Source organism: Silicimonas algicola, from assembly GCF_003970735.1.
GTDB lineage: Bacteria > Pseudomonadota > Alphaproteobacteria > Rhodobacterales > Rhodobacteraceae > Silicimonas > Silicimonas algicola.
Genome location: NZ_CP034588.1, coordinates 160,244 through 178,046 on the forward strand (window position 1 = coordinate 160,244; position 17,803 = coordinate 178,046).

Below are 17,803 nucleotides of genomic sequence, written 5' to 3' on the forward strand. Positions count from 1 at the left end.
ACGTTCCGCGTCCGCGCGACTAAACCACGCCGGGCCATCGCCCGGCGTTTTCCGTTTCCCCGAGGACCCTTCGCATGTCCCGATACGATACCAAGAACATCGAGCCGAAATGGCAGGCCGCCTGGGACGAGGCGCAGACCTTCCGGGCCGAGCGCGACGAGTCGAAGCCGAAGTACTATGTGCTGGAAATGTTCCCCTACCCATCGGGGCGCATCCACATCGGGCACGTTCGGAATTACACCATGGGCGACGTGATCGCGCGCTACATGCGGGCGACGGGACACAACGTGCTGCACCCCATGGGGTTCGACGCCTTCGGGATGCCGGCCGAGAACGCGGCGATGGCGTCGGGAGGCCACCCCAAGGACTGGACCTACGGCAACATCGAAACGATGGTCCAGCAGATGAAGCCGCTGGGCTTCTCTCTGGACTGGTCGCGGATGTTCGCGACCTGCGATCCCGAGTACTATGGCCAGCAGCAGTCGATGTTCATCGATTTCATGGACAAGGGCCTCGTTTATCGCCGGAATGCGGTGGTCAACTGGGACCCGGTCGACATGACGGTGCTGGCGAACGAGCAGGTGATCGACGGCAAGGGCTGGCGGTCGGGCGCTGAGGTCGAGCGCCGCGAGCTGACGCAGTGGTTCTTCAAGATCAGCGATTTCGCCGAGGAGCTGCTGGAGGCCATCGACGCGCTGGACGACTGGCCGGCGAAGGTGAAGCTGATGCAGCGGAACTGGATCGGCAAGTCGCGCGGGCTGCAATTCGGCTTCGAGCGCGCCGACGGCGGCGAGGCCATCGAGGTCTACACGACCCGGCCCGACACGCTGATGGGGGCGTCGTTCGTGGGTATCTCGCCCGACCATCCGCTGGCGAAGGAACTGGCGGAGACGAACCCCGGGGCCGCTGCTTTCCGAGCGGAAGCCTCGAAGGGCGGGACGACCGAGGAAGCGCTGGAGAAGGCCGAGAAGCTGGGCTTTGATACCGGCATCCGGGTGAGGCATCCGCTGGAACCGAATTGGGAATTGCCCGTCTGGATCGCGAACTTCATCCTGATGGACTACGGCACGGGCGCCATTTTCGGCTGTCCCGCGCATGACCAGCGCGACCTGGACTTCTGTCGGAAGTACGGGCTGCCGGTGATCGACACCTTCGTGGCCGCCTACGGCGGCGCGCCGGTCGGTTCCGAAGCCTTCGTGCCGCCGAAGGGAGAGACGGTCCGCTGGCTGAAGCCCTTTGGCTGGGACGAGACGGCGACCGGCGACGAGGCGATCGACGCCGCCATAGCGCGGGCCGAGGCCGAGGGCTGGGGCCGGGGCGTCACCAAGTACCGCCTGCGGGACTGGGGCCTGTCGCGCCAGCGCTACTGGGGCTGTCCGATCCCGGTGGTGCATTGCGCGGATTGCGGCGTGGTGCCGGAGCGAAAGGAGAACCTGCCCGTCCGGCTGCCCGACGACGTGACCTTCGACGTGCCGGGCAACCCTCTCGACCGGCATCCGACCTGGCGCGACGTGCCCTGCCCGTCCTGCGGCAAGGCGGCGAAGCGCGAGACCGACACGATGGACACCTTCGTGGATTCGTCCTGGTACTTCGCCCGCTTCACCGCGCCACGGGCCGACACGCCCACGGTCATGGCCGACGCCGACTACTGGATGAACGTCGACCAGTACATCGGCGGCATCGAGCACGCGATCCTGCACCTGCTCTATTCGCGGTTCTTCGCCCGCGCGATGCACATCTGCGGCCACCTGCCCGCGAAGTCGAAGGAGCCGTTCGAGGCGCTCTTCACGCAGGGGATGGTGACGCATGCGGCTTATTCTAACGCCGAACGTTTGGATCCGAACAATCGGAAGATTTATCACTTCCCGGATGACGTCCAGGATGACGGCCGTGGGAATTACACGCTCAAGGAAACGGGTGAGAGGATCAACGTCGAGCCTTCCACCAAGATGTCCAAATCCAAACTCAACGTCGTCGACCCCGTTGCCATCATCGACCAGTACGGCGCCGACACCGCGCGCTGGTTCGTTCTCTCCGACTCCCCGCCCGAGCGCGACGTGGAATGGACCGCGGCCGGTGCCGAGGCGGCGTTCAGGCACCTCTCCCGCGTTCACCGCATCGCGAGCGAGATCGCCGAGGGAGGCGACACCGGAGCGGACGACGATGTGCTGCGGAAGGAGACGCACCGCGCGATGCGCGACGTGACGCTCGGGATCGAAAGCTTCGGCTTCAACGCGGCCATCGCCAAGCTCTATGCCTTCAGCAACGCGCTTTCGAAGGCGCAGGCTTCGAACGCGGCGCGGCGCGAGGCGGCGATGACGCTGGCGCTGCTGATGTCTCCGATGACGCCGCACCTCGCCGAGGACTGTTGGGCGATGCTGGGCGGCGAGGGCCTGATCGCCGACGCGCCCTGGCCGGTGGCGGACGAAAGCCTGCTTGTCGAGGACAGCGTGACGCTGCCCATTCAGATCAACGGCAAGCGGCGCAGCGAGATCACCGTGGGCAAGGACGTGCCGACCGACGAGGTTGAAAAGCTGGTGCTGGCCGACGATGCTGTCGCGAAGGCGCTGGCGGGTGGCCAGCCCAGGAAACTGATCGTCGTGCCGGGCCGCATCGTCAATGTCGTCATCTGACCGCCGCACCCTTCTTCTGTCGTTCCTCGCGCTGGCGGGCTGCGGCTTCACGCCGGTCTACGGGCCGGGCGGCAGCGCGGAAGGATTGCGGGGCCGCATCGACGTCGGACCGCCCGTCGACGAGGCAGGCTATGTGCTCGTCCGCCGTCTCGAGGACAGGCTCGGCGCGTCCGAGGAGGGCGACCTTGCGCTGACCGCCGACATCCGTCTGTCGGAGGACGCCGTCGGTTTCCTGCCGGATGGCGAGATCAGCCGCTACAACGTCTCCGGCCGGGTCGAATGGCGGCTGACGCGGAAAGGCAACGATACGGTCGTGGCCACGGGCAGCGAGCAGAGTTTCACCAGCTACTCGGCCACATCGACCACCGTCGCCACGGCCTTCGCCGCCCGCGACGCGCGCCGCCGGCTGATGGTGATCCTCGCCGACCGGATCGTCGCGGACCTGATGACGCGCGTCCCGTGAAGCTGTCGGCCCGCGACGCGCCGGCTTATTTCGCGAAGCCCGATGCCGCGGCCACAGGTCTTCTGATCCACGGGGTGGACGCGATGCGCGTCGCCTTGCGGCGGCAGGAGGTCGTGAAGGCGCTCGTCGGTGCCGCAGGCGAGGAAGAGATGCGCCTGACGCGGATCCCCGCCTCCGACCTTCGCAAGGATCCCGCCCTTCTTCTTGACGCTGTGAAGGCGCAGGGCTTTTTTCCCGGACCCCGCGTTGCCTTCGTCGAGGACGCCGGCGACGGTCTGGCCGATACCTTCGCGGCGGCGCTGGCGGACTGGCGCGAGGGCGACGCTCAGATCGTGGTGACGGCGGGCCAGCTTGCCGCGAAGTCGAAACTGCGGAAGCTTTTCGAGGATCACCGCGGAACCTACGCCGCCGCGATCTACGACGACCCTCCCGGTCGGGCCGAGATCGAAGCGGCGCTGAAGGCGGCGGGTTTGCGGGACATCTCGGGCGACGCGATGGCCGCATTGACCGACCTGGCGCGAAGCCTCTCGCCCGGCGACTTCCGGCAGACCCTCGAGAAGATCGCGCTCTACAAGATCGGTGATGCCTCTCCGCTGACGCCCGAGGAGGTCGCCCTGTCCGCCCCGGCGTCGGTCGAGGCGGCGCTGGACGATGTCCTGAACCTCGCCGCCGAAGGCAAGGCGCATGAGATCGGACCTGTTCTGCGGCGACTGGAAGCGCAGGGCGTGGGGCCGGTCGGCCTTTGCATCGGGGCGACGCGGCACTTTCGGACGCTGCACGCGGTCGCCTCCGACCCCAGCGGCGCAGGGTCGGGCATCGGCAGGCTGAGGCCGCCGGTCTTCGGACCGCGTCGGGACCGGATCCAGCGTCAGGCCTCGGACTGGGGAATGCACCGTCTCGAGAAGGCGCTGTCGCTGCTTCTGGACACCGACCTCACGCTGCGGTCGACCGCCGAGGTGCCGGAGATGGCTGTGATGGAGCGCGCGCTTCTGCGCCTTGCATGGATGAACCGGCGCTAGGGGACGATCAGCCTGGTGCCCGGCTCGAGGCGGCGGGCGAAGTCCAGAAGGTGATCGGACCGCAGCGCGATGCAGCCTTCGGTCGGGCGGCCGGGGCCGCGCCAGCGATGCAGGAAGATGGCGCTGCCCGCGCCCGGCGTCGCCTCGGGCCAGTTCCAGTCGGTGACGAGGACGAGGTCGTAGAGCCGATCCGCTCGCCGCATCCGTTCGTGAGACGCCGTCATCGGCGCGCGGGCGAGGTGGTTGTAGAGCGGATGGCGCGGATCGTCGCACCAGAGGTCGCCCGGTCGGATCGGCTCGGCCCAGGGCGCAGGCCGGGGCAGGCGGTCGGGACGCCAGAACATCCCGACGATCCGGTGCGTGCCCCGCGGCGTCGCCCCGTCGCCCTCGCGCTTCGCCGATGTCAGGCCGCCACGTCCCACCGTGCAGGGCCAGCGATGCGGCCCGAGGCGCAGGCCGGTCGGCGTAAGGCGGAGGTCAGCCAAGATAGATCCGCCCCTTGGGATATCGCACCCGGGGCGCCGACCGCGTGGCGAGGAAGAAGCCGAGCGTCAACGGGCCGACGCGCCCGAGGAACATCATCAGGATAATGACCGTCCGTCCGATTGAATCGAGCTCGGTCGTCGCCCCGCGCGACAGGCCGGTGGTGCCGAAGGCCGAGACGACCTCAAAGGACAGGTTCAGGAACTCGCCGTCGTGCGAGATCGAGGCAATGAAGATGCCCGTGAAGATGACGAGACTGGAAATGGTGACGAGGGCCAGGACCTTGAGGATGTCCTCGGCCTCGATGCTGCGGCTGAAGACGTGTGGCGTCGAGCGACGGCGGAAGAAGGCGATGGTGGCGAGCAGCAGGACGAAGAAGGTCGTGACCTTGATCCCGCCCGCGGTCGAGGTGCTGCCGCCCCCGATGAGCATCAGCGTCATCGTCATCAGCGTGGTCGCGTCGTGCATCCCGCCCGTGGGAATGGTGTTGAACCCTGCGGTGCGCGGCGTGACCGCCTGGAACCAGCTCGCCCACAGCTTGTCGCCCGTCGAAAGCTCGGCAAGCGTCTGGGGATTGCGCCATTCGAGCGCGGCGAAGACGAGGAACGGCAGGACGATGAGGATGGCGGTTCCGGCCAGCGTGATCTTGGAATGCGCCGTCAGTCGACGCCAGCCGCGTTGGCGCCAGATGTCCTCGAGCACGATGAAGCCGACGCCACCGATGATGAAGAGGGTCGGCACGATCAGGTTGACGACCGGATGGCCGACCCATTGCGACAGCGAGTCGGGAAACAGCGCGAAGCCGGCGTTGTTGAAGGCCGAGATCGCGTGGAAGACTGCATACCATAGCCCCTGAGCCCAACCGAACTCGGGCACGAAGACGAAGGCGAGAACGACGGCACCTGCCGCCTGGAAGGCAAAGGCGACCTTCAGGACCGTCTTCACCAGTCGAGGCAGTGAGGCGATCGAGGTCTGGTTGAGGTCTTCCCGCAGGATATAGCGGTGCGGCAGCCCCACCTGAATACCGAGCGCCGAGAAGACGAGCGTGGCGAAGGTCATCAGCCCCAGGCCGCCGCATTCGATCAGGAAGGCGATGACCGCCTGGCCGAAGAAGGTGAAGGTGCTGCCCGGATCGACGACGACGAGGCCGGTCACGGTCACCGCCGAAGCCGAGGTGAAGAGCGCGTCGGCGAAGCTGACATGCTCGACCGTCGACACCGGCAGCCAGAGCACGACCGAGCCTATGACGATCAGGGTCGAGTAGGAGAGCGCCAGGATCGCCGGGGCGGGAATGCGCGCCAGCCTGGCGAGGAAAGGGCGGGAGGGAAACATCCTGCGCCGCGTCTCAGAGCGAGGCCGCGAAGTCGCTCAGCTTCTTCCGTTCTCCCAGAAGCAGGAGAAGGTCGTCGGACTGGAGCACGCAGCCATCCGCGCCCGATCCGACGAACTCGGTTCCCCGCATGACGCCGATGCAGCGCAGGTCGTGCCGGGAGATCGACTTGATCTCGGACAGGCTGTGCCCCTCGAGGCTGTCGGGAACGCGGAAGTTGACGACGTGGTAGCCGTTTCCGAGGCTGACGTAATCGCGGATCAGCGGGTTGTTCAGGACCTGTGCGACGTACTGCCCGATGTCGACCTGGGGATGGATCACCCGGTCCACACCGATGCGGGAGAGGATCCGGTGGTGCGTCTTCGACACCGCCTTGGCCCAGATCGTCTTCACGCCGATGAGCTTGAGGTTCATGGCGGCCAGGATCGAGCTTTCGATGTCGTTCGCGATGGCGATGACCGCGCCGTAGCATTCGCCGAAGCCCGCCTCGCGCAGCGCCTCCTCGTCGCGCGCGTCGACGATCAGCGCCTCGGTCACCTTGTCGGCGTGAAGGCCCACCGCGCGCTCGTTCACGTCGACGGCGATGACACTGTTGCCGAAGCGCATGAGCTCGGTCGCGACCGTGCTTCCGAAGTTGCCGAGGCCCACGACCCCGAAGATGTGGCTCTTGTGCGGCATTCGTCCCTCAGAGAATATGGCCCGATTTCCGGGCCTTGACGTCGAGATAGGCCGTGTTCAGCGGGTTGCGACCCGCTTGCAGCGGCACGCGCTCGGTCACCTCGATGCCCTGCGCCGCCATCATCTCGACCTTGGCGGGGTTGTTGGTCATCAGGCGGACCTTCGAGAAGCCAAGCCGCTTCAGAAGGTCCGCGCCGGTGCGGAAGTCGCGCTCGTCGTCCTCGAAGCCCAACCGGTGGTTCGCCTCGACCGTGTCGAAGCCCTGATCCTGAAGGGCGTAGGCGCGCATCTTGTTGGCGAGGCCGATGCCTCGGCCCTCCTGGTTGAGGTAGAGCAGGATGCCTTGGCCCTCGGCCCCCATCTGCGCCAGCGCGGCATGAAGCTGCGGCCCGCAATCGCATTTGAGCGAGCCCAGGACGTCGCCCGTGAAACAGGCCGAGTGCAGGCGCACCAGAACCGGCTCGGAGCGCGACGGACGACCGATCTCGCAGACGACATGCTCTTCGCCGCCGTCCTCGGGACGAAAGACGTGAACGCGACCGGCGCCCGTCACGGCAAGCGGCACGTTCCCCGTCACGACGCGGGTGTGGTGCGCGGGGTCCGACAGCGCCTGCAGCGTCAGGGCGGCGTCGAGCCGGGTCAGGTCATCGGGGACGGCATCGACGTGGAGAACCAGTGCCGCGGGCAGAAGGCGCGCGGACTTGGCCAGCGAGAGGGCCACCCGGTGCAGGTCGGCCGGACCATCGCGCATCGCGACGAAAGGTCCCTTCATCGGCGCCGACAGGTCATCCTGGGGGTCGGCCACGGCGCGGATCCAGTCCGTCGTGACGTCGCGCGGCAGGACGATGCGGGCCATGTCCCCGTCATAGGCGCGGGCGTTCAGCGTCGCCGCGCGCCGGGCCGTCACGGCAAGCACCGGATCGCCGAGCGCGCGCAGGTCCGCGAACCGGTCCGCGTCGAGACCTTCGGCGGCAAGGGCCAGGACCGACCGCCCGTCCCCCTGAAGCACGACCGGAAGGCCAAGCCGAAGGTCCGTCCGCGCACGGGCGATGCGCTCCATAAGGGTGGGTAACAGGGACATCGCGTCTCCGGGCGGCTCACCTGTCGTTTACGCCTTCCGTCAAGGATTTGAAACATTTCCCCCGACGGCGACACGAGCCTGTGAGTTTTTGCAGCAATCCTTGCAAGATCGCGGATCCGCGCTCATTTCCTCACCATCGGTTCACGGAGAAGTGTGACATGGCTCAGAACCTCAAGAAAATTCTTTTGGTGGACGACGACGAAGACCTGCGCGAGGCGCTCGGCGAGCAACTCGTGATGACCGAAGACTTCGACGTCTTCGAAGCCGGCAACGGCGCCGAGGCGCTGGAGCGGGTTCGCCAGGGCATCTACGACCTCGTCATCCTCGATGTGGGGCTGCCGGATACGGACGGGCGCGAGCTGTGCCGCGTGCTGCGCAAGCATGGCGTGAAGTGCCCGGTCCTGATGCTGACGGGACATGATTCGGACGCCGACACCATCCTCGGCCTCGATGCGGGTGCGAATGACTACGTCACGAAGCCCTTCAAGTTTCCCGTCCTTCTCGCTCGCATCCGGGCGCAGCTGAGGCAGCATGAACAGTCCGAGGACGCCGTCTTCCAACTCGGGCCCTACACGTTCCAGCCAGCGCAGAAGATGTTGATTACCGAGGACGAAAAGAAGATCCGTCTCACCGAGAAAGAGACGAACATCCTCAAGTTCCTCTACCGTGCCAGCGAGGGCGTCGTGCCGCGCGACATCCTTCTGCACGAGGTCTGGGGATACAATGCGGGTGTCACAACGCACACACTCGAGACACATATTTACCGGCTGCGACAAAAAATCGAACCGGACCCCTCGAATGCGCGTTTACTGGTGACCGAGTCGGGCGGTTACCGTTTGGTCGCCTGACGCGTTTACGGATCCCGTTTCCATGTCCGGGTTATGGCATGGTACCTCCCTGTTGGACTGGCCGGGCTTTCAGCCCGGCCTTTTTTTGTCACTCCGCCGGGGACGTGATTTCCAGGGCTCCCCCTTCGGGCAGGGTCAGGACGCCGACCGCATTCAGCCCTCCCAGGACCGAATCCACCGCCACCGTGGCGAGGATGATCCCCATCACCCGGCTGATGACGCTGGCTCCGGTCTCGCCCAGCACCCGTTTCAGGCGCGCTGCGAGGAGCAGAAGCACCAGTGTGAAACCGAGAACAGCACAGAGCACGACCGCCGTCACGAACTGGTCGAAGACGGGGTTCGTGTGGTTGTCGGTCAGGATGACGATGGCGAGCATGGCCCCGGGCGAGGCGATGGAGGGGATGGCCAGCGGAAAGACGGCACCGGACAGCGATGCGCGCTCGGCCTCGTGGATCACCTCCTCGGGGCGCGATTCCCCGAAGATCATCGTCATCGCGAAAAGGAACAGCACGATCCCGCCCGCGATCTGGAACGACCCGAACCGCAGGCCCAGCCCTTCCAGAAGGAGCTGCCCCGCGACGAGAAAGCCCAGAAGGACGACGCCCGCCACGACGACCGCGCGCGTCGCGAGGCGCCAGTGCAGGTGCCGGGGCACGCCCGCGGCCGCGAAGTAGAACACCGGCAGCGTTCCGATGGGGTCGATGACCACGAAAAGCGTGATGAACTCGCGCAGGAGCTGGTCGATGCTCGGCATCAGTCGCCGTGAACCGCGAAGGTTTCCAGCGCTGCTCCCTGCGGCGGCACGATGCGGAAGCGGTCGCGGACGCCTGCCCCTGTCAGCTCGCGCTCCAGGACGATCAGGCTGTTCTCGGGGTGCCCCTCGCAGAGCGCGGCCATGTGAGCGATCTCCTCGCCCGCCACAGGCCGCGCGGCGTCAAGGTCGGGCGCTCCCCAGGCGGCGACGAAATGCGCGGCGAGTGCGTCCGCCAGCGCCGCCTTCTCGGCCGCCGTGATCGGCGTGACCGCGACGACCGAGGCGCGCCCGAAGCTCGAGAGGCCAAGCCAGCCGTGCGCAAAGGCCTGACGCGACTTGCCGCTCAGGTCGTCCTCGGACCAGTTCGAGAAGGCGAAGGTCCCCGGCACGGCCCATTCGCCCGGCTCGGCCGCCAGGTCGAAGACGTTCAGGTCGCTGTCGTCGAGACGGATCACGCGGGCGAACATCGGACCTCCATCATTCGGGTAAGCGGCAGGATGCGCGTCGCATCTCCGTCCTTCAGGATCATGCCTCCCCACTCGTCGAGCCCGACGAAAGTTCCCGGCTCCGGATACTCGACCGCACCACCGAGGCGATGCGCCTTCGCGCGCCACTCTTCGTGCAGTTCGGAGAAGCCATCGGTAAGGTAGATGTGCAGCCAGTTCATCATGTGGCGGGCCCAGGCCTCGATCAGGTCGGGCGTGCCGATCTCGCCGCAGCCTTCCTCGTGCAGGCAGGTCTCGTCCGGCGTCAGACCCGGCGCGTCGGAAGACTGGGACCGCACCGCAAGTTCGACGCCTACGGCCAGCCACTCGGGTTCGACCTCGGGGTCTGCCGTCGACGCGGCCATCCTCAACCGTCCCGCGCGCGCGCCGTTCACCCGGATGCGGTCCGGCCACTCGAGGTGAACGCCCACTTCGGGCGGGGCGAGGGCGCCGACCGCATCGTTGAGACCGAGGGACACGGCGAAGCTGACGCCCGCCGCCTCGCGCAGGGGAACCTCGGGCGCCAGCAGGATCGCCGCGCGCATCCTGTCCGGATCGGGGCTGTAGAAGACCGTTCCCGGATCGGCTTCCCCTGCGGCGACGCAGGCGACCTCGAAGGGATCGTCGGCAACAGCGCGGCCGGTGAGAAGCGGCGGAAAGTCGACCGGCATGTCAGCCCCGCGCCGCGAGCGTGGCTACGAGACCGTCGGCGATGGACCAGAACGCCTTCGCTTCCTCGCTTTCCGGCTTCTGCGCCACGATCGGCGCACCGGCGTCGCCCGCAACGCGGATGCCGAGGTGAAGGGGAATCTCGCCCAGGAAAGGCACGCGAAGTTTCTCCGCCTCCTTCCGCGCGCCGCCGTGACCGAAGGGGTGATGCGCCTTGCCGCAGCCGTCGCAGACGAAGCTCGCCATGTTCTCGACGAGGCCCAGGATCGGCGTCCCCATCCGGTTGAACATGTCGATGCCCTTGCGAGCGTCGATCAGCGCGATGTCCTGCGGCGTCGAGACGATCACCGCACCGGCAACTTCGGTCTTCTGGCAGAGGGTCATCTGAACGTCACCCGTGCCCGGCGGCAGGTCGATCAGCAGGACGTCGAGCGTCCCCCACTGCACCTGCGCCAGCATCTGCTGGAGCGCGCCCATCAGCATCGGTCCGCGCCAGACGAGGGCCTCGCCTTCCTCGACCATGAAGCCGAGCGACATCACCGCAACGCCGTGGTTCCTCAGCGGCAGGATGACGCCGGGGCTGGGGGCGGACGGCCGCCCGGTGATCCCCAGCATCCGGGGCTGCGATGGACCGTAGACGTCTGCGTCCAGAAGCCCGACCCGAAGCCCGCGCGCGGCGAGGGCGACGGCGAGGTTCGACGAGACGGTAGACTTGCCGACGCCTCCCTTGCCCGAGGCGATGGCGACGACGTGGCGGACGCCGGGCAAGGGTTGCGGCCCCTCTGGAGCCTTCGGCTTCGGCGTGAAGTCCTTCAGGCCCAGATCGGGAACGGCCATCTTGGGCGCCTGCCGTGCCGTACCCTGCGGCGCGTGCGCCGTCAGGATGGCGGACACGCCGGTGACGCCTTCGACGGACGCCGCGGCGGCTTCAGCCGCCTTGCGCAACGGCTCCATGCCGCTCGCCCGCGCCGGGTCCACCTCCAGCACGAAACTGACGGCTCCGTCCCGGACCGCAAGTCCCTTGACCATGCCGGCCGACAGGATGTCCTCGCCCCGTGCGGGATCGACGATGCGTGACAGTGCCGCGCGAACGGCCTCGATGTCGGCCACTCAGTTCTCGCCCGGCATCTCGATGTCGCCCGTAACCTCGTGGGTCAGGCCGAGATCGCCGATGGTCAGCACGACCTTGGCCTTCACCTTGCCGGCGGGTGTGCCCGATGCGGCGCGCACGGCCTCCTCGATCTCGCGCTGCGAGGTGACGCCGACGGTCTTGAGGAACTTCCTCAGGCTCATGTTGAATGCTTCTTCGGACATCGCTCTCCCCTGTGTGGTCTTGTCTTGTGTCAGAGGCGGGATAATCTCAGATCGCAAGGGAGGTGCAAGATCGGGTTTCCACGCATCATCGCCGCCGCCGCCAGCGCCGCGCTCTGGGGAGCGGGATCGAGCGCGCAGGATCTGACGCTCCGGATGCCCGACGAGATGCTGGCGTCCGGCTTCGACAAGCAGATCCTCCCGCGTTTCAAGTTCAAGCATCGCGTCGACGTGGCCCCGGTGACCGAGGGCGAGGCCGACATGGCCTTGGGCGATCAGGGCGAGCGGGTGTTCCAGATCATAGGTGGCGACGAGGTGCGGCTGGACATCGCCATGCCATCGCCCGAGGCCGACCTCTTTCTTGACTGGCTGAGGTCGGACCCCGGCATCGCCGCCGTCGAGAGCTTCGAAGTCGACGGAAAGCCGGTCTACGCCGCAACAGAGGCGGCAAGCGAGGTCGTGGTCAAGGAGACCTTCGACGGCGATACGCAGGTCGGCGCCCGCCTCGCGCTCGTCCATTGCGGGCGCTGCCACGTCGTCGACGACCGCAATCGCATGGGCGGCATCGGCTCCACTCCCTCGTTCGAGGCGATGCGCGGTCGGCCGGACTGGTCGACCCTGTTCCTCGCGTTCTACGCCGAGAACCCGCACCCGTCCTTCACGCAGGTCGAGGGCGTGACCGAACCCTTCGGTCCCGACCGGCAGGTCCACATCGTGCCCGTCGAGATCACGCTGGACGAAATCGAGGCGATCACCGCCTTCGTGGCGACGCTGAAGCCCAAGGACCTCGGGGGCGGCGTCCAGTCGAACTGAAGGTCAGGCCGCGTCGATGATCGCGCCGGTGAGGCGGAGAAGGTCGCCGAAGTATCCGCCCGAGCGTGCGGGCTGGGTCGGATCGGACGTGATGACGACGGTCAGCGCCTTCGCCGGCGCGATGCAGATCACCTGGCCGCCGTAGCCTCTGGCCAATGCGAAGTCCGTCCCGCCGTGCGTGCCCGTGAACCAGCCGTAGCCGTAGCCCAGTCCAGAGAAGGGCGAGCGGGTGACGGGCGACAGCGACCGGCGCACCCACTCTTCGCTGACGATCCGCACTCCGTCGATGGCTCCGCCCCTGCGGATCGCCTCGCCGAAGCGCGCCATCGCGCGGGGCGTCAGTGCCATCTCGTTTCCGCCCAGGTAGAAGCCCTGCGGATCGCGCGTCCAGGCCGGAATCTCGATGCCCAGCGGCTCTCCGATCCAGTCGCGTGCCAGCTCGAGAAGTGAGCGGCCGGACGCCTCGGCCAGAGCCGCGCCAAGCACGTGGGTCGATCCGGTGGAATAAAGCATCCGCGCCCCCGGTTCGGCGACGAAGGGCCGCGACAGCGCATTGGCGACCCAGTTCCGGCTGTTGACCCAAGACCCGTAATTGGGGCCGGAGGTGCGCTCCAGCCCCGCGCGCAGCGTCACCAGATCCTCGAGAGTGATCTCGGCTACCTTCGGGTCCGCCTCGTTCGGGATCAGCCCCGGAGCGACCTCGCCGAGCGATGCCTCGACCCCCGGCACCTCGCCCTTGTCGATGGCGGCACCGAGAAGGGTCGCCACGATGGTTTTCGAAACCGACTTCACGTTGGCAAGCCCATCCGGGCCTGGCCCGCCGAAGGTCTCCTCGACAACCGTCTCGCCGTCACGGACGACGAGCAGCGTGTGAAGCTGTTGCAGCGTCCGTGCTGCGGCGACCGCCTCCGCGAAAGGATCGCTCTGGGCGCGAAGGAACGACGGTGCCGCGACGGCGGCGGTGGAGACGGCAAGGAAACGGCGGCGCTGGATCATGCCGGTGAAATGGACCGGTCGCCGGTCCAAGGCAAGGCAAGGTCGCGCGACCGTGACAGCCTCAGTGCGGCTTCCGCTCCTTGAGATAGTCGTCGGTCGTGCGAGGCTTCGGACGGTCGCCCATGCGGAACGGAGATCCTTCCTGATGATACTGCGCCGAGATCCGGCAGTCGTCGCACATTTGGATCAGCTTCACGTTGTCCGAGCCCTTGAACATCCAGTGCTTGTCCTCGAGCTTCTCGACGATTTTCTCGATGGTCGAGCGGACGCCGAAGGGCTTGCCGCAGTTGATGCAGTCGAAAGGCTCTTCTTCGTTCAGGACGCGCGGCGCCAGCGCCTCTTTCGACAGGTCCAACCGGGGCGCGAGAGTAATGGCGTCCTCGGGACAGGTCGACGCGCAGATGCCGCATTGCAGGCAGGCCGCCTCGCGGAAGGTCACCTGCGGCTTGTCGGGATTGTCGCCGAGCGCCGCGACCGGGCAGAGCGACACGCAGGCGAGGCACAGCGTGCAGGCCTCGGTGTCGATCACCACGGCGCCATAAGGCGCACCCTCGGGCAGTTCGAGCACGGCGTCGGGCACGTTCAGCGCCGTTCCCGCCAGTCGCGTCACCTCGCGCCGTCCGCCGAGCGGCAGGATCGGATCGGCGACGGGCTGCGCAATTTCGGCATCCCATAGCGCCGCCTCCATCGCGTCGGGGTCCGACACGTCCAGGACGGACAGACGCCCCTGACCGGCGATGGCCTCGGCAAGCGCCAGTTCGCGCAGGATCACCCCGGTATCGCTTCGCGGTCCCGGCATCACCGCGACAGAGGCGAAGCCCACGCCGAGCGCGGCCAGCGTCTCGGCATGTCCCACGCCCTCGATCGAGGAGACCTCGACGGGGATCACGTCGGGCGGCAGCCCGCGTCCGAAGCGGGCGGAGAGGCGGATCATCTCGCCGCCCCAGTCGGCCTCGTGGAACAGCGCACGCGGCGCCTGTCCGCCCGCGCGGCGGAACTCGGACGCCAGGGTGCGCAGGCGGGCGAAAAGGACCGACACCGGGGGGTCGTCATAGCTCGCCGCGCCGGAGGGACAGACGGCGGCGCATTCGCCGCAGCCCGCGCAGACGTCGGTGTCGATGACGACGGTGTCGCCCGCCGAGGTGATGGCCCCCGTCGGGCAGACCGACAGGCAGCGCGCGCAGCCGGGCTGGCTGGCCCGCGAATGGGCGCAGAGACCCGGATCGAAACGGATGTAGAGCGGCTTCTCGAACACGCCCTGCAACTCGCGCGCCTCGGCCACCGCGCGCGCGACGGCAATGGGATCGCCCGGATCGGCGCGGACATAGCCCTCGCGCTTGTGGTCGGCCGAGAACAGTGGCCCCTCTCCCCTCAGGTCGAGGAGGATGTCGCAGGTCGATTTCGCGCCGTCCGCCGCCGGGCCGAACCTTACGGCGCCCCGTCCGCCCGGATCGGCGGCACGATAGCCGTCGACCTCGACCGCGAAACGCCCAAGGGCGCCGCCAGCCTTCTTCAGACGGCCGAGCGCCAGGTCGTAGGTCGCGGGAGGCGCCATGTCGCCGGGGTCCTCGGCGACAAGGCACGTCACCGCGAGCGATCCTGCCAGGCTCTCGGCCGCGGGCACGGCCACGTGGGCCGGGCCGAGGATCAGGCAGGTGCCCTCGCTTGTGACGTCGCGCGTCGGCGTGTCCGGCCGGGCGACCAGCGACTCGGCCAGCAGCGCGGCCTGCTTCGGAAACGCCGTGCCGGTGTCCGTCCAGCCCGCTCGGTCGCGGATGTCGACCGTGGCGAGGCGTTCGGGCGCACCCAGTTCCTCGGCCAGATCCTCGAAGAACGCCGACATCTGCCCGCAGGCGATCAGCGTCTCGCCCTCCTGAGCCAGAGCCTTCGCCGCCGCGTCGACATTGCCCATGCACAAGGCGCGGACCGTTCGCACATCGATGCCGCCAAGCGCGGTCGATGCGGTCTGGGGATCCACGGCCTGGGTATCTTCGCAGGTGCAAAGAAGAAGGCGTTTCGGTGCGGTCATCGGTCCTCCCCAAGGCGTCAGAGCGAAGGCCATGATGCGGCCTCGTCTTGTCAAAGGCAATCGGGGGGTGTTTCCTGCCGGGCCATGACCCCATTTCCGCACCAGATGGACATACCTCTCGGCGTCGTCCTCAGACGTCGCCCCGGCGTGACGCGCTGGGCGAAGTGGTCGTGGTCGGCAATTGCGGTCCTGCCGAACGCCGGTCCCGGAGGCTTTCGCGTCCTTCGCGAGGAGGACGGCGTGACCGACTTTCACGCTGCGACCCTGCCCATGGACCTGCACCGCGCCGAGGTCGAAAGCTATCGCACCTCGCTTATGATGACCCCTCCGTCCGTCTTCGTCGTCCTGCAGAAGGACGCCCCCAACGAATATGGCATCGACGTCCACGCCGTCACTGTCTCCGCAGACCGCGGCCAGAACTGGCAGGACAGCTCCGAGATGATCGTCGACCCCGTGGCCATGCCCGCGTCGCTTGCGACATTGGTCCGCGATTTCTGCGAGGCCCATTTCGAGGAGACAGAATTCGTGAAGCGCCGCCGCGACGCCGCCCGCGTCGACCGCGTCGAGGACGGCGTCGGCGACCCGAGGATAAGGCAGGCGGCGGACGTGTATCGCAGCCCCGCCACCCAGAAGGCGAGGCGCGAGGATGACTGACGAGGACGACGACCTCTTCCGCCGCTGGTCGCGCCGGCGCCGGGCTGTGGCCGAAGAGGAAACCCGCGCCGCGGAGCCCACTCCGGCGCCCGAACCCGACGTGCCGGAAGAGCCCGAGCCCGAGACACCGGAAGACGAACGACTGCTTCTTGAACGGCTGAAGCTGCCGCTGCCGGAAAGCCTCAAGGCCGGCGACGACTTCTCGATCTTCATGCGCGCGGGCGTCCCGGACTTCCTGCGGCGAAGGGCCCTTCGGATGCTGTGGCGGTCGAATCCCCTGTTGGCAAATCTGGACGGGCTGAACGACTACGACATCGACTACCGCTCGCCCGAGATGAACGCCAAGGTCCTGGCGACCGCCTACCGCGTTGGGCAAGGTTTCCTAAAGGCCGCGCATGTTCCGAAAATTTTGCAGGATAACGACACTAATATACAGGCTGAGGCGCTAGCTGAAGCCGATATTGCCCATGCGACGCTTGAGGAACCGGACATTTCCGCTGTCACCTCGACCGAAATCGACGAAGAGTTGATCGATGGCGACGAAAACGAGGAAATCTCCTTCAATCCCAAGCGGATGCGCTTCACGACCTGACCAGGCGGGTTGATCCGTCGCACCTGCGATTGGAAAAATGAATTGCCCAATTTGCGGGCGTTTCCTAGGGTGATGGCAGACCGGAACAAGGCGGGCGGACGTGAGCCTAAAAAGCCAATCGGCGACCATCAGGGAGGGGGCTGCGGAAGAAGACCTTCTGCGCGCCGATCTCTATTCCATGCTCGCCCGGCTTCTGGCCTCTGCCCCTGACAGTGCCACGCTCGATGCGCTTGCCGCGCTCGACGGCGACGGATCGGATCTGGGGCAGGGAATCGCTGCGCTGGCGCTGGTCGCCGCCGCGACCCAGCCCGCTGCCGCCAAGCGCGAATACAACGCGCTCTTCATCGGCCTCGGACGCGGCGAGCTTCTGCCCTACGCGAGTTTCTACCTGACCGGCTTTCTCAATGAAAAGCCGCTCGCCCGTCTGCGCACCCACATGGCGCAGTTCGGCATCGCCCGGAACGACGGCGTCAAGGAACCCGAGGACCACATCGCCACGCTCTGCGAGATCATGGCGGGCCTCATTCGCGGCGACTACGGGACGCCCCTTTCGGTCGGCGACCAGCACGCATTCTTCAATACGCATATCGCGACCTGGGCGTCGCACTTCTTTACGGATCTGGAGGCCGCCGAAGGCTCGGTCCTCTACGCGCCGGTCGGTAAGATCGGACGCGCCTTCATGGAGATCGAGATCGAAGCCTTCAGGATGGAAGCCTGACGCGGGGGGATCCGGACCCCCGTCAAGAGGCATAGGGAGGACCAGAGATGGACGACAAGAAGAAGGACGGGACCAGCCGTCGCGACTTCCTGAAACTGGCGGGCGCCTCGGCCCCCGCCGCCGTCGCCGCAGCCGCAATCGCGCCGGCCGAGGCCGCCGCCGAAGAGGCGCCGCAGGGATCGGGATACCGCAAGACCGAGCATGTGAAGGCCTATCTGGCCTCCGCGCGCTTCTGAGGGAGGCCACC

The 17,803-nt window shown here is 67.2% G+C and carries 20 protein-coding genes; 9 read left to right on the top strand and 11 right to left on the bottom strand.

What is annotated here, in order from left to right:
* Nucleotides 1-74: 74 nt before the first annotated feature.
* Genes leuS through holA form a run of 3 tightly spaced genes read left to right on the top strand, consistent with a single transcriptional unit; the run spans nt 75 to nt 4,115 of the window.
* Nucleotides 75-2,633 (top strand): leucine--tRNA ligase, encoded by a 2,559-nt coding sequence (gene leuS / locus EF888_RS00870; protein ID WP_109760598.1) that lies wholly within the window; start codon nt 75-77, stop codon nt 2,631-2,633.
* Nucleotides 2,620-3,096 (top strand): LPS assembly lipoprotein LptE, encoded by a 477-nt coding sequence (lptE, locus tag EF888_RS00875; protein ID WP_109760597.1) that lies wholly within the window; start codon nt 2,620-2,622, stop codon nt 3,094-3,096. The genes leuS and lptE overlap by 14 nt, the downstream gene beginning before the upstream one ends.
* Nucleotides 3,093-4,115: a DNA polymerase III subunit delta gene (gene holA / locus EF888_RS00880; protein ID WP_109760596.1), complete on the top strand. Its 1,023-nt coding sequence runs from the start codon at nt 3,093-3,095 to the stop codon at nt 4,113-4,115. The genes lptE and holA overlap by 4 nt, the downstream gene beginning before the upstream one ends.
* Here the strand turns inward: holA and EF888_RS00885 are convergent.
* The 4 genes from EF888_RS00885 to ribA are packed head-to-tail and all read right to left on the bottom strand — an operon-like array spanning nt 4,112 to nt 7,687.
* Nucleotides 4,112-4,600, bottom strand: coding sequence for a L,D-transpeptidase family protein (locus EF888_RS00885; protein ID WP_241239760.1), 489 nt, complete (start codon nt 4,598-4,600; stop codon nt 4,112-4,114). The genes holA and EF888_RS00885 overlap by 4 nt on opposite strands.
* Nucleotides 4,593-5,930, bottom strand: coding sequence for a TrkH family potassium uptake protein (locus EF888_RS00890; RefSeq protein WP_206508390.1), 1,338 nt, complete (start codon nt 5,928-5,930; stop codon nt 4,593-4,595). Before EF888_RS00890 ends, EF888_RS00885 begins: the two co-directional genes overlap by 8 nt.
* A gap of 13 nt (nt 5,931-5,943) precedes the next feature.
* On the bottom strand, nt 5,944-6,606 hold the full coding sequence (locus EF888_RS00895; protein ID WP_109760594.1) for a potassium channel family protein: 663 nt from the start codon (nt 6,604-6,606) through the stop codon (nt 5,944-5,946).
* A gap of 7 nt (nt 6,607-6,613) precedes the next feature.
* The gene (ribA, locus tag EF888_RS00900) at nt 6,614-7,687 is read right to left on the bottom strand and encodes a GTP cyclohydrolase II (RefSeq protein WP_109760593.1); all 1,074 of its coding nucleotides are present in this window, start codon (nt 7,685-7,687) and stop codon (nt 6,614-6,616) included.
* A 158-nt stretch (nt 7,688-7,845) separates the two neighbouring features.
* Between ribA and EF888_RS00905 the strand changes: the two genes are divergently transcribed.
* Nucleotides 7,846-8,535 carry a response regulator transcription factor gene (locus tag EF888_RS00905; RefSeq protein WP_109760592.1) on the top strand — a complete coding sequence of 230 codons (690 nt, stop codon included), beginning with the start codon at nt 7,846-7,848 and terminating at the stop codon, nt 8,533-8,535.
* 88 nt (nt 8,536-8,623) lie between these two features.
* Here the strand turns inward: EF888_RS00905 and EF888_RS00910 are convergent, their stop codons facing one another.
* From EF888_RS00910 to EF888_RS00930, 5 genes are read right to left on the bottom strand one after another with little or no spacing between them, the layout of a single operon-like run.
* Nucleotides 8,624-9,289 carry a MarC family protein gene (locus tag EF888_RS00910; protein ID WP_109760591.1) on the bottom strand — a complete coding sequence of 222 codons (666 nt, stop codon included), beginning with the start codon at nt 9,287-9,289 and terminating at the stop codon, nt 8,624-8,626.
* Entirely contained in the window at nt 9,289-9,756 is a 468-nt protein-coding gene (locus tag EF888_RS00915) for a DUF6505 family protein (RefSeq protein WP_109760590.1), read from the bottom strand. Before EF888_RS00915 ends, EF888_RS00910 begins: the two co-directional genes overlap by 1 nt.
* Nucleotides 9,741-10,445, bottom strand: coding sequence for a biotin/lipoate--protein ligase family protein (locus EF888_RS00920; RefSeq protein WP_109760589.1), 705 nt, complete (start codon nt 10,443-10,445; stop codon nt 9,741-9,743). Before EF888_RS00920 ends, EF888_RS00915 begins: the two co-directional genes overlap by 16 nt.
* 1 nt (nt 10,446) lies before the next feature.
* Nucleotides 10,447-11,553 carry an Mrp/NBP35 family ATP-binding protein gene (locus EF888_RS00925; RefSeq protein ID WP_109760588.1) on the bottom strand — a complete coding sequence of 369 codons (1,107 nt, stop codon included), beginning with the start codon at nt 11,551-11,553 and terminating at the stop codon, nt 10,447-10,449.
* Nucleotides 11,554-11,757 (bottom strand): DUF6494 family protein, encoded by a 204-nt coding sequence (locus tag EF888_RS00930; protein ID WP_109760587.1) that lies wholly within the window; start codon nt 11,755-11,757, stop codon nt 11,554-11,556. It abuts the gene before it with no gap.
* A 153-nt stretch (nt 11,758-11,910) separates the two neighbouring features.
* On the opposite strand from EF888_RS00930, the gene EF888_RS00935 reads away from it, so the two are divergent.
* Nucleotides 11,911-12,567: a cytochrome c family protein gene (locus tag EF888_RS00935; protein ID WP_109760586.1), complete on the top strand. Its 657-nt coding sequence runs from the start codon at nt 11,911-11,913 to the stop codon at nt 12,565-12,567.
* A 3-nt stretch (nt 12,568-12,570) separates the two neighbouring features.
* Here EF888_RS00935 and EF888_RS00940 read toward each other — a convergent pair whose 3' ends face one another.
* Nucleotides 12,571-13,563 carry a serine hydrolase domain-containing protein gene (locus EF888_RS00940; protein ID WP_109760673.1) on the bottom strand — a complete coding sequence of 331 codons (993 nt, stop codon included), beginning with the start codon at nt 13,561-13,563 and terminating at the stop codon, nt 12,571-12,573.
* Nucleotides 13,564-13,624: 61 nt separating this feature from the next.
* Nucleotides 13,625-15,592, bottom strand: a complete 1,968-nt coding sequence (locus tag EF888_RS00945; RefSeq protein ID WP_109760672.1) for a 4Fe-4S dicluster domain-containing protein — start codon at nt 15,590-15,592, stop codon at nt 13,625-13,627.
* 105 nt (nt 15,593-15,697) lie between these two features.
* On the opposite strand from EF888_RS00945, the gene EF888_RS00950 reads away from it, so the two are divergent.
* From EF888_RS00950 to EF888_RS00965, 4 genes are all read left to right on the top strand, one after another.
* The gene (locus EF888_RS00950; protein WP_241239761.1) at nt 15,698-16,246 is read left to right on the top strand and encodes a DUF3305 domain-containing protein; all 549 of its coding nucleotides are present in this window, start codon (nt 15,698-15,700) and stop codon (nt 16,244-16,246) included.
* On the top strand, nt 16,239-16,838 hold the full coding sequence (locus tag EF888_RS00955) for a DUF3306 domain-containing protein (RefSeq protein ID WP_109760584.1): 600 nt from the start codon (nt 16,239-16,241) through the stop codon (nt 16,836-16,838). The genes EF888_RS00950 and EF888_RS00955 overlap by 8 nt, the downstream gene beginning before the upstream one ends.
* Before the next feature lie 178 nt (nt 16,839-17,016).
* Complete coding sequence (locus EF888_RS00960; RefSeq protein WP_109760671.1) at nt 17,017-17,556, top strand: TorD/DmsD family molecular chaperone; 540 nt, start codon at nt 17,017-17,019, stop codon at nt 17,554-17,556.
* Nucleotides 17,557-17,603: 47 nt separating this feature from the next.
* Nucleotides 17,604-17,792 (top strand): ubiquinol-cytochrome c reductase iron-sulfur subunit N-terminal domain-containing protein, encoded by a 189-nt coding sequence (locus tag EF888_RS00965; protein WP_109760583.1) that lies wholly within the window; start codon nt 17,604-17,606, stop codon nt 17,790-17,792.
* The last annotated feature ends 11 nt before the right edge of the window (nt 17,793-17,803 follow it).